Source organism: Pseudanabaena sp. PCC 9330, from assembly GCF_055795045.1.
Map to the genome: position 1 here is coordinate 1 of NZ_JAYFES010000042.1, position 850 is coordinate 850.

Below are 850 nucleotides of genomic sequence, written 5' to 3' on the forward strand. Positions count from 1 at the left end.
CTATTCCTACCACCCCGATAAGCCCTCGTTAGGCATCCCTGACTATGAGCTTAAAGCCCTGCCACAAGCCGCTTTTTAGCTGTCGAACTCAGGTTAACAATGATTTGCTGCTGGGCAAAATCGAGATCTTTGACGCGCAATCGCAAGGCTTCAGAAAGTCGCAAACCACTGCCATAGAGAAGCTTGACCACAAGTTGATGAGGCCCATCGATACTGCGAATAATGGTCAATGCTTCTGACTGGGTTAAAACGACTGGCAAATTACGCGGTTGGTTCGCCCTGACAGCGTTGATGCCAGCAATCTCAGTCCCTAAAACTTTGTGGTACAAAAACAGCACTGCATTGAGCGCTTGATTTTGCGTCGAAGCGGCAACCTGCTGATTTACGGCCAGGTCTGTCAAGAAAGCTTCAATTTCAGCTCGCCCCATGTCTTTGGGATGACGCTTGTCATGAAACAGGATGTACCGCCTAATCCACTGCACATAGGTTTCTTCTGTACGGTAGGCGTAATGCCTTAAACGCATGGCCTCACGGACCTGGTCCAATAGTTTTTTCGGTTTCTCCTGAGGGGTAGGTTCGTGTGCCATCAGTACGCCACGTAATAAATGCTACTTTATAGTCTATGTGTACTGTAGCTAAGATATGTGGAAAGTTTCTGGCTATCTACCTAGATCCGGATAATATGCGGAAAGTTTCCAGCGATCTGGCAGATTTGGGTAGATATATAGAAGCTTTCTGCCTATCTACCCTGATGAGCAGGGTAAGCGCAAGAAAACTATCGAGACATTGTGCTAGGTTGCGAGCCCTGCAGCAAGGACAGTGAGCATGTAGTCAGGACTCATTGAGGCTC

Annotated in this window: 1 protein-coding gene; it reads right to left on the reverse strand. The window is 47.9% G+C overall.

The window, feature by feature from the left end:
* Positions 1-50 precede the first annotated feature (50 nt).
* Complete coding sequence (locus AC0QKW_RS00725) at positions 51-587, reverse strand: phage integrase N-terminal SAM-like domain-containing protein (protein WP_473149150.1); 537 nt, start codon at positions 585-587, stop codon at positions 51-53.
* Positions 588-850 lie beyond the last annotated feature (263 nt).

What these genes read in the sequence shown, in the direction of transcription:
- AC0QKW_RS00725 (WP_473149150.1), bottom strand. Translation starts at nt 587, where the DNA reads ATGGCACACGAACCTACCCCTCAGGAGAAACCGAAAAAACTATTGGAC.